Raw genomic sequence first — 9,250 nt, 5'->3', positions numbered from 1 at the left:
TCTATCGAGCCTGGTCTGCTTTGGCAGGAGCTTTCAGGTCTGGCGCGGTGGTCTGCTGTTGCCGTGCTTGGCGCGCCAGGCCGGTCCGGGCCCGCGCATATAGTGCAACTCTGGCCGGTAGGGACTGAACGCCTGGATGACGAACTGGCGCCAGAACTCGCGGATTTCGCTCGTCCACCCGGGACGGCTCGGCTGGCCGACGGCGTCACGCCGGTCAGGCGCGCTCGATGTGAGGCCTGCCATGGGGCTCCCCTGTGTTCAGGTGTCGATGAGGCGGGAAGGGCGCACCGGCGCAGCCTTCACCTCAGGGCGAGTGTTGGCCGAGGTCGTTAAAACATGGTGCGAATTGTCCGCACCTGGAAGCGGAGCTGGCATCGGCCTCGGCACAGGCTGAACGACTGCTTAACGTGAGTGCGTCCGGGTTGCCCTTTGCCGGACGCACCGCTACATCAAACGCAACCAATTCCCCCGCACGCACCGCTTTCAAGGACCACGATGGCTCGCCAGTTCGTTTACTTCATGCAGGGCCTGACCAAGGCCTATCCGACCCGCAAGGTGCTGGATAACGTCCATCTGTCGTTCTATCCCGACGCCAAGATCGGCGTGCTCGGCGTCAACGGCGCCGGCAAATCGACCCTGCTGAAGATCATGGCGGGGATCGACAAGGAATACACCGGCGAGGCCTGGGTCGCCGAAGGCGCCCGCGTCGGCTATCTCGAACAGGAACCGCAGCTCGATCCGGCGCTGACCGTGCGCGAGAACGTCATGCTCGGCGTCGCCAAACAGAAGGCGATCCTCGATCGCTACAACGAGCTGGCGATGAACTATTCCGAAGAGACCGCCGACGAGATGACCGCGTTGCAGGACCAGATCGAGGCCGCCGGTCTGTGGGATCTGGACAGCAAGGTCGACCAGGCTATGGACGCGCTGCGCTGCCCGCCGGACGACGCCGACGTCACCAAGCTGTCGGGCGGCGAGCGTCGCCGTGTCGCGCTGTGCAAGCTGCTGCTCGACCAGCCCGAACTGCTGCTGCTCGACGAACCGACCAACCATCTCGACGCCGAGAGCGTGTCGTGGCTGGAAAGCCATCTGCGCGCCTATCCGGGCGCGATCCTGATCGTCACCCATGATCGCTACTTCCTCGACAACGTCACGTCCTGGATTCTCGAACTCGACCGCGGCAAGGGCATTCCCTACGAGGGTAACTACTCGTCGTGGCTGGTGCAGAAGCAGAAGCGGCTGCTGCAGGAAGGCCGCGAGGATGCGGCCCACCAGAAGACGCTGGAGCGCGAGCAGGAGTGGATCGCGTCCTCGCCCAAGGCGCGTCAGGCCAAGTCCAAGGCGCGCTACCAGCGCTACGATGAGCTGCTCGCCAAGGCCAGCGAGAAGCAGACCCAGGCCGCGCAGATCATCATCCCGGTGGCGGAGCGGCTCGGCAACAATGTGGTCGACTTCGAGCACCTGACCAAGGGGTTCGGCGATCGCCTGCTGATCGACGATCTGACCTTCAAGCTGCCGCCCGGCGGCATCGTCGGCGTAATCGGCCCGAACGGCGCCGGCAAGACCACGCTGTTCCGGATGATCACCGGGCAGGAGAAGCCCGACCAAGGCACCATTACCGTCGGCGAGACCGTGCATCTCGGCTATGTCGATCAGTCGCGCGACGCCCTCGACGGCAAGAAGACGGTGTGGGAGGAGATCTCCGGCGGCAACGAGCAGATCCTGCTCGGCAAGAAGGAAGTCAATTCGCGCGGCTATTGCTCGTCCTTCAACTTCAAGGGCGGCGATCAGCAGAAGAAAGTCGGATCACTGTCCGGCGGTGAGCGCAACCGCGTCCATCTCGCCAAGATGCTGAAGTCCGGCGCCAACGTGCTGCTGCTCGACGAACCGACCAATGACCTCGACGTCGACACGCTGCGCGCGCTCGAAGAGGCGCTGGAGGATTTCGCCGGCTGCGCCGTGATCATCAGCCATGACCGCTGGTTCCTCGACCGTATCGCGACGCATATCCTGGCGTTCGAGGACGACAGCCACGTCGAATGGTTCGAAGGCAACTTCCAGGACTACGAGAAGGACAAGATGCGCCGCCTCGGCCAGGACGCCATCATCCCGCACCGGGCGAAGTACAAGAAGCTGACGCGGTGAGGCGCGTTCTGAGAGAGGTGGGAGGCGCGCGCTATCCCACCTTCTCGCTGAGCCACATCTTGATCAGCGACTGATACGGCACGTCGCGCTTGTTCGCGGCGACTTTGATCTGCTCGAGCAACTCCGTCGGCAAACGGATCGAAATCGCAGTCGTCGACGGCTTCAGGTTCGGGAAGCGAACTCGTTCGGCCTTGCTCCAGTCGAGATAATCGCTGGAATCATGCGTTTCCCAGAATTGCCGTTCTTCGGCTTCCGATTTGAATGACGGGATGGGCTTAAGCTTTTTCATAGCTGCTCCTGTCTCTTCGGCTCATGTCGCGCGCCGAGAGCACACGGATCAATGTTCCGTCCGCTCGCAACGTAAACGTGACATGCAGCAAGCGTCCCGCCTTGGTTTGGCCGAGAGCATAGAACCGACGTTCTGCAGCGCTGTGCTTTGCGTCTTCCTGCAATAGCAGCGGGTCGTGCACGAATACGCTTTCTGCCTCCAACTGGCTGACTGCGTGTTTGTCCGCACTCTTGCGGCTGTTGCCATCGTCCCAGTCGAACCCGACGACCTTGCTCAGATCGATCATTTGTATATGCCACAAATATACGATGGATCGAGGATATTGCAAAATCCCGCCGGATCAATAGGTTTCCAGCCGACTCGGGGGCACGAGGGTGGAGTTGGATGGCCGACTGGAATGCCGAGCAGTATCTGAAGTTCGAGGATCAGCGTACACGGCCGGCGCGTGAGCTGTTGGCGCAGATCCCGGTGACGGCGCCGCGCAAGGTCGCCGACATCGGCTGCGGGCCCGGCAACTCGACCGCGCTGCTGGTCGAGCGCTGGCCCGAAGCCGCGGTGGTCGGCGTCGACACTTCGGCCGACATGCTGCGCCAGGCCCGCGAGCGGCTGCCGCAGCACAAGTTCGTCGAGGCCAACGTCGCGCATTGGGCGCCGCCGCCGGGTACGGACGTGCTGTTCGCCAATGCGGTGTTCCAGTGGGTGCCGGACCATCTGAAGCATCTGAAGCGGCTGGTGGCGGGACTCGACGAGGGCGGCGTTCTCGCGGTGCAGATGCCGGACAATCTCGACGAGCCGTCGCACGTCATGATGCGCGAGGTGGCGTTTCAGGAGCCGTGGCGTCACCAGCTCTCCCAGGCCGCCGAACTACGCGATCTGCTGCCCAAGCCCGGCGCGTATTACGATGCGCTGCGGCCGCTGTGCAGCCGGTTGGACATCTGGCACACGGTCTACAACCACGTGCTCGACGACGCGGCCGCGATCGTCGAATGGGTCAAGGGCACCGGCCTGCGGCCGTTCATCGATCCGCTCGATCTGCACGAGCGCAAAGCCTATCTCGCCGCCTACACCGCGCGGGTCGCCGCCGCCTATCCGCCGCAGTCCGACGGCAAGGTGTTGCTGCGGTTTCCACGAATATTCATGGTCGCGATCAAGTAACGGCCCGCGCATTCGCGATCGTCGGCTGCGGTTAATCGCCGCTCCCCGGCGTCTCGACAGAATCGAACGGAGTTCCCACTTGAGAGGTCCCCAATCTTGCCCGCCTGGAGCTTCCCCACATGTCGATGACGCCCGAGACGCCGCTGCCGCCGAAAGGCTTAGGGCTGCGACCGATTCCCATGTTGATCTTCGGCTCGCGCTGGCTGCAATTGCCGCTCTATATCGGGCTGATCGTCGCGCAGGGCATCTACGTCGTGCTGTTCTTGAAGGAGCTGTGGCATTTGTTCCAGCACTCCTTCGACTTCAGCGAGCAGCAGATCATGCTGGCGGTGCTGGGGCTGATCGACGTGGTGATGATCTCCAATCTGCTGGTGATGGTGATCGTCGGCGGCTACGAGACCTTCGTGTCGCGGCTCAACCTGCAGGGACATCCGGACGAGCCGGAATGGCTCAGCCACGTCAATGCCAGCGTGTTGAAGATCAAGCTGGCGATGGCGATCATCGGCATCTCGTCGATCCATCTGCTGCGCACCTTCATCGAGGCGGGGACGCTCGGCGCGCCGGGCCGGGTCGGCGGCTACACCGAGACGGGGGTGATGTGGCAGACCATCATCCACACCATCTTCATTCTGTCGGCGATCGGCATCGCCGTGGTCGACCGGATATCGAACCAGGCGATCGACGAAGCAAAGGCTCATTCCGGGAAACACTGACGAAGCGTGCCGCTGCCGCTCTGGCCGCAGCCGCGGCGGCGCTGTGGCTGATGCTGGCCCCGGCCGCCGCGCAGGCGGCCGATGCCGGCTTCACGCGCTTCGTCGCCTCGCTGTGGCCCGAGGCGCAGCAGGCGGGCGTTTCCCGCGCGACGTTCGATGCCGTAACGGCGGGGCTCGAGCCGGACTACAAGCTGCCGGACCTGATCCTGCCGGGGCGGCCCAAGACCGGCGCGCCGTCCCAGGCCGAGTTCGTCCAGGTGCCGGCCGATTATCTCAAGGAAGCGCGGATCGAGAGCCTGGCCGCACACGGCCGCGGCTTGCTGCGGAAGTATCGCCCCACGCTCGCCGCGATCGAGCAGCGGTTCGGCGTGCCGGCGACGGTGGTGCTGGCGATCTGGGGCCGCGAGACCGACTACGGCCGGCACCGGCTGCCCTATGATGCCGTCCGCGTGCTGGCGACGCAGGCCTATGTCGGACGTCGCAAGGAGCAGTATCGCCTCGAGCTGATCGCGGCCTTGAAGCTGATCAGCGACGGCGTGGTGACGCGCGCCGACATGCGCTCGTCATGGGCCGGCGCCACTGGGCTGACGCAGTTTCTGCCGACCGAACTCGACAAGCACGGCGTCGATTTCGATGGTGACGGCCGCGTCGATATCTGGCGCTCGGTGCCGGATGCGCTGGCGTCCGCCGCGCAGCAACTCGTCAACAAGGGCTGGAAGCCGGGCGTTAGCTGGGCCTACGAGGTCCGCGCGCCGGCCAATGCCGATTGCACGAGGGGCGTGCCCGAGGTCAGCCAGCCGATCGGGCAGTGGCTGCGCGACGGATTCACACTGGCCCGCGGCGGCAAGCTCGACGCCGGCGAGTTGGCGGAGCCCGCGTCGTTGCTGCAGCCCGAGGGCATCTACGGCCCCGCCTTCCTGACGACGAACAACTACTTCGTCATCAAGCAATACAACTTCTCCGATCTCTACGTGCTGTTCGTCGGTCATCTCGCCGACCGCATGACCGATCCGCGACCGTTTGCGACGCAATGGTCGGCGACGAAGCAGCTCCGCACCACCGACGTCGAGGCGATGCAGCGCGGGCTGACGCGGCTCGGTTTCTACAACGACAAGATCGACGGCAAGGCCGGGATGCTGACCCGCGCCGCGCTCGGCGCGTATCAGAAATCCGCGCGGCTGACGCTCGATTGCTGGCCCAGCGAACCGGTGCTGCGCTCGATCGAGGCCGCGCGGTAGTCACCGCGGTCAGATGATCGCCCGGCGGACCTTTGCGGTGATCCATTCGCTGACGACCACGGTCGACAGGATCATCAGCAGGATCAGCGAGACCTGCGGCCAGGCCAGCGTGTTGAGCGAGCTTTCCAGCGCCAGCCCGATGCCGCCGGCGCCGACCAGGCCGAGCACGGTGGATTCCCGGATGTTGATGTCCCAGCGGAACACCGCGATGGTGGCGAAGGCCGGCAGGATCTGCGGCCAGATCCCGTAGCTGATCACCTGGCCGGGGCCCGCGCCGGTGGCGCGGATCGCCTCGACCTGGGTGTCGTCGATTTCCTCGATCGCCTCGTACAGCAGTTTGCCGATGAAGCCGATCGAGCGCAGCGCGATGGCGATGATGCCGGCCAGCACGCCGGGGCCGAGCACCGCGACCAGCAGCAGTCCCCAGATCAGCGCGTTGATCGATCGCGAGCCGACGATGACGAACAGCGCCAGCGGGCGCACGAAGGCCACGCTCGGCGTGGTGTTGCGCGCCGCCAGAAAGCCCAGCGGGGTCGCGATGACGATTGCGATCAGGGTGCCCAGGGTGGCGATGTTGAGCGTGTCCCACAGCGGCTTCCAGAGCCGATCGGCATAGCTCCAGCGCGGCGGCAGCATCCTTCCGAATATGTCGGCGGCCTGTCGCGGCGCATCCTCGACGAAAGCCCAGATCGTATCCGCGGTCATGATCCGCCAGCACAGCACCGCGAGGACGACCAGCGCGAACCAGCCGAACCAGCGCCAGCGCTGCTCGCCGGGCGTCAGCCTGCGCCAGTGTTGCGCGCCGTCGGCGCCGATCGTCACCGCCATCTCAGGCCACCCTCTTGCGGATCCAGCCGGAGGCGTATTCGCACAGCATCACGATGCCGATGATGATCAACAGGATCGCCGCGGCGCTGTCGAATTCATAGCGGTCGAGCGCGGTGTTCAGCGTGGCGCCGATGCCGCCGGCGCCGACGATGCCGATCACCGAACTCTCGCGGAAATTGATGTCGACCTGATAGGCGGTGAGCCCGACCAGGCGCGGCGTCACCTGCGAGGCGACGGCAAAGTCGATCACCTGCCAGAAGCCGCCGCCGGTGGCGCGGATCGCCTCGACCTGCGCGGGGTCGATCTCCTCGATGTCGTCGGCGATCAGTTTCGACAGGAAGCCGATCGTGGACAGCGACAGCGTCAGGAAGCCGGCGAAGGTGCCGAAACCGAACATCGCCACGAACAGGATCGCGACGATGATCTCCTGGAACGACCGCGCCAGCGCGATCACCGCGCGGCAGATGCCGTAGAGCCACCACGGCGCCAGATTACGCGCGGCGCCGAGGCCGATCGGCAGCGCCAGGATCACGCCGAATACGGTCGCGCAGACCGTCATCGTCAGGCTCTCGATCAGGCCCTGTTGGATGTCGCTCCAGCGCGAGGTGAAATCGGGCTGCAGGAAGCCGGCGAACAGCCGCGCCGCGCGGGCCATCCCCTCGACCACACGGGTCCAGTCGACATCGACGCTCGACAGCGCCAGCCAGAGATACCCGACCACGGCGGCGGCGATGCCGATCCGGAGCCAGCGGTTCTCGATGAGTCGCGGCGGGTGCCAGACCGGCGCCGCGGATCGGGCCTGCGCATCCATCACAGCCGCGCCAGCGCCGGATCGAGCTTGAGCGGTGCGGGCGGCTCGGCAGCGTGCGGCGGGAGGTCGACGATCTCGGCGTCGTCGGTGGTCTTCGACCAATCCTCTTCGCCATAAATGCTGGTGAGGACGTCGGGCGTGAGGCCGGAAGCCGGGCCGTCGTAAACCACTTCGCCGGCGCGCAGCCCGACGATCCGCGGCAGAAAAAGCTGCGCCAGCGCGACGTCGTGGATGTTGACGATAGCAGCGAGGCCGCGCTCGGCGCAAAGCTCGGTGATCAGCCGCATCACCTGTCGGGAGGTCTTCGGGTCGAGGCTGGCGGTCGGTTCGTCGATCAGCAACAGTTCCGGATTCTGCGCCAGTGCCCGCGCGATGCCGACGCGCTGGCGCTGCCCGCCGGACAGCGCATCGGCGCGCTTGTCGACCTGGTCGCTGAGCCCGACCCGGGCCAGCAGCGCGAAGGCGCGCTGCACATCCGCCTGTGGAAACCGCCGGAACCAGCTCGCCCAGAATCCGACATAGCCGAGCCGTCCGGACAGCACGTTCTCCATCACGGTGAGGCGCTCGATCAGCGCGAATTCCTGGAAGATCATTCCGATCCGGCGCCGCGCCCGGCGCAGATCCGCGCCGCCGAGCCGGGTCAGTTCGGTGTCGCCGAGCCGGATCGAGCCGCCGGTCGGCGGCACCAAGCGGTTGACGCAGCGGATCAGCGTCGACTTGCCGGCGCCGGAGGGGCCGATCAGGCCGACGATGTCGCCGGGGCCGATGTGAAGCGAGACGCCCTTCAGCGCCCGATCGCCGGTGTTGTAGCGCTTCTCGAGGTTTTCGATCGTCAGCACGAATGGTTCCCCGATCGCGAATGGCCGGTGCCCGACATGCGTCGCGCCGCCCGAATATCAATCCGGACGGCGCCACTACGCAAGGCGGCTGTTACTTGCAGGCGTAGCTGACGCCCATCGCCTGATCGATCTGGCGCACCACCTGCCATTTGTCCTTGAACGAGATCTCCATGAACTTCTGCTGCGGCGGGTCGGACTTCTCGAATTCCTTCAACAGTTCGCTGCCTTCCCACGGATAGGAGAAGAACGCCTGCTTGATCTTGGCCTGTAGTTCCGGCTTCAGATTGTAGACCACGCCGTAACCGGTGGTCGGAAACGAGTCCGAGGCATAGATCACCTTCAGTTGATCCGGCTTCACCACGTTGCGCCCGATCATCCGGTCCTTGACCGAGGAGGCGATTGCGGCGGCCGGGTAGTCCTTGTTGGCGACGCCGAGAATCGAATTGTCGTGCTTGCCGGAGAACACCGGCTCGTAGTCCTTCTGGGCTTCCATCTTGAACTGATCGCGCAGCAGGGCGGAGGGCGCCTTGTAGCCGGAGTTCGAGGTCTCCGAGGTGAAGGCCATCTTCTTGCCCTTGATGTCCTCGATCTTGTCGATGCCCGAGCCCGGATAGGTGATGATCTCCATCTTGTAGCCGAACTCGTCCTTGTTCGACGCCATCATGGCGAACGGGCGAAAGCCGGCGCAATTCACCGCGATCGGATTGGAGCCGGTGTTGAAGCCCGCCACGTGCAGACGGCCGGCGCGCATCGCCTCGATCTGCGCGGCGTTGGACTGGACCGGGAAGAACTGCACCCGCTTGCCGGTCACCTGCTCCATATGCTTCAGAAAGCCTTCCCAGACCTTGGCATAGACCGCGGGGTCCTCGACCGGCGTGTAGGCGAAGACGAGAACCGGCGGATCGATCTGCTCCGCCGCGTTGCTCGGGACGTCGGCCAACAGGTCGCCGTCGGCGTCGGTGAAGCGGGAATCGAGGCCGAGCGCGCTGCTCGACAAAGCCACGCTGACAGCGGCCCCGACGGCCAGCGTCCGAACAAAGGTGCGGATCACGAATCTCTCCTGAGGGTCGGTGGTCTTGACATGATGATCCCGACGGCCAGCGGCTGATGCGGTCGACGAGAGGAAACGACGGATCGGGTCTGGAAAACGTGCGGAGGCTTCGACGCGATCGGCGTCATCATGGACCGGGGGCGCGATAGTTATATGACAGTCACGTCATGACTGCCGCCGA

General features: G+C 65.1%; 11 protein-coding genes. 4 read left to right on the top strand and 7 right to left on the bottom strand.

All coding sequences use genetic code 11. The features are described 5' to 3' along the window. Positions 1-33 precede the first annotated feature (33 nt). A complete protein-coding gene (locus SR870_RS10095; protein WP_322517830.1) occupies positions 34-243 on the bottom strand; it encodes a hypothetical protein in 210 nt (69 codons plus the stop codon). Between the two features lie 252 nt (positions 244-495). Between SR870_RS10095 and ettA the strand changes: the two genes are divergently transcribed. Next, positions 496-2,145 (top strand): energy-dependent translational throttle protein EttA, encoded by a 1,650-nt coding sequence (ettA, locus tag SR870_RS10090; protein WP_322517829.1) that lies wholly within the window; start codon positions 496-498, stop codon positions 2,143-2,145. Positions 2,146-2,176: 31 nt separating this feature from the next. Here ettA and brnA read toward each other — a convergent pair whose 3' ends face one another. After that, complete coding sequence (gene brnA / locus SR870_RS10085) at positions 2,177-2,434, bottom strand: type II toxin-antitoxin system BrnA family antitoxin (RefSeq protein WP_322517828.1); 258 nt, start codon at positions 2,432-2,434, stop codon at positions 2,177-2,179. Continuing rightward, positions 2,421-2,720 carry a BrnT family toxin gene (locus SR870_RS10080; RefSeq protein WP_322517827.1) on the bottom strand — a complete coding sequence of 100 codons (300 nt, stop codon included), beginning with the start codon at positions 2,718-2,720 and terminating at the stop codon, positions 2,421-2,423. Before SR870_RS10080 ends, brnA begins: the two co-directional genes overlap by 14 nt. Positions 2,721-2,818: 98 nt before the next feature. On the opposite strand from SR870_RS10080, the gene tam reads away from it, so the two are divergent. The 3 genes from tam (at position 2,819) to SR870_RS10065 (ending at position 5,540) form a co-directional block, all read left to right on the top strand. Further along, on the top strand, positions 2,819-3,589 hold the full coding sequence (gene tam, locus SR870_RS10075) for a trans-aconitate 2-methyltransferase (protein WP_322517826.1): 771 nt from the start codon (positions 2,819-2,821) through the stop codon (positions 3,587-3,589). A 119-nt stretch (positions 3,590-3,708) separates the two neighbouring features. Further along, positions 3,709-4,302: a TIGR00645 family protein gene (locus SR870_RS10070; RefSeq protein WP_322517825.1), complete on the top strand. Its 594-nt coding sequence runs from the start codon at positions 3,709-3,711 to the stop codon at positions 4,300-4,302. 50 nt (positions 4,303-4,352) lie between these two features. Beyond that, positions 4,353-5,540, top strand: a complete 1,188-nt coding sequence (locus SR870_RS10065; protein ID WP_322517824.1) for a lytic murein transglycosylase — start codon at positions 4,353-4,355, stop codon at positions 5,538-5,540. Between the two features lie 9 nt (positions 5,541-5,549). Here SR870_RS10065 and phnE (SR870_RS10060) read toward each other — a convergent pair whose 3' ends face one another. The 4 genes from phnE (SR870_RS10060) to phnD all read right to left on the bottom strand — a co-directional run bounded on the left by phnE (SR870_RS10060) (position 5,550) and on the right by phnD (position 9,069). After that, a complete protein-coding gene (gene phnE, locus SR870_RS10060) occupies positions 5,550-6,368 on the bottom strand; it encodes a phosphonate ABC transporter, permease protein PhnE (RefSeq protein WP_322517823.1) in 819 nt (272 codons plus the stop codon). A gap of 1 nt (position 6,369) precedes the next feature. After that, entirely contained in the window at positions 6,370-7,179 is an 810-nt protein-coding gene (phnE, locus tag SR870_RS10055; RefSeq protein ID WP_322517822.1) for a phosphonate ABC transporter, permease protein PhnE, read from the bottom strand. Continuing rightward, on the bottom strand, positions 7,179-8,018 hold the full coding sequence (gene phnC, locus SR870_RS10050) for a phosphonate ABC transporter ATP-binding protein (RefSeq protein WP_322517821.1): 840 nt from the start codon (positions 8,016-8,018) through the stop codon (positions 7,179-7,181). Before phnC ends, phnE (SR870_RS10055) begins: the two co-directional genes overlap by 1 nt. Positions 8,019-8,109: 91 nt before the next feature. Continuing rightward, on the bottom strand, positions 8,110-9,069 hold the full coding sequence (phnD, locus tag SR870_RS10045) for a phosphate/phosphite/phosphonate ABC transporter substrate-binding protein (protein ID WP_322517820.1): 960 nt from the start codon (positions 9,067-9,069) through the stop codon (positions 8,110-8,112). Positions 9,070-9,250: the final 181 nt, after the last annotated feature.

The sequence above is a fragment of the Rhodopseudomonas palustris genome, from assembly GCF_034479375.1.
GTDB classification, from domain to species: domain Bacteria; phylum Pseudomonadota; class Alphaproteobacteria; order Rhizobiales; family Xanthobacteraceae; genus Rhodopseudomonas; species Rhodopseudomonas palustris_M.
This window is presented reverse-complemented; position numbering and strand designations above follow the sequence as displayed.

Excerpts from the sequence above, each read along its gene's own strand:
- SR870_RS10095 (WP_322517830.1), bottom strand. The coding sequence starts at position 243 with ATGGCAGGCCTCACATCGAGCGCGCCTGACCGGCGTGACGCCGTCGGC.
- ettA (WP_322517829.1), top strand. The coding sequence starts at position 496 with ATGGCTCGCCAGTTCGTTTACTTCATGCAGGGCCTGACCAAGGCCTAT.
- brnA (WP_322517828.1), bottom strand. The coding sequence starts at position 2,434 with ATGAAAAAGCTTAAGCCCATCCCGTCATTCAAATCGGAAGCCGAAGAA.
- SR870_RS10080 (WP_322517827.1), bottom strand. The coding sequence starts at position 2,720 with ATGATCGATCTGAGCAAGGTCGTCGGGTTCGACTGGGACGATGGCAAC.
- tam (WP_322517826.1), top strand. The coding sequence starts at position 2,819 with ATGGCCGACTGGAATGCCGAGCAGTATCTGAAGTTCGAGGATCAGCGT.
- SR870_RS10070 (WP_322517825.1), top strand. The coding sequence starts at position 3,709 with ATGTCGATGACGCCCGAGACGCCGCTGCCGCCGAAAGGCTTAGGGCTG.
- SR870_RS10065 (WP_322517824.1), top strand. The coding sequence starts at position 4,353 with ATGCTGGCCCCGGCCGCCGCGCAGGCGGCCGATGCCGGCTTCACGCGC.
- phnE (WP_322517823.1), bottom strand. The coding sequence starts at position 6,368 with ATGGCGGTGACGATCGGCGCCGACGGCGCGCAACACTGGCGCAGGCTG.
- phnE (WP_322517822.1), bottom strand. The coding sequence starts at position 7,179 with ATGGATGCGCAGGCCCGATCCGCGGCGCCGGTCTGGCACCCGCCGCGA.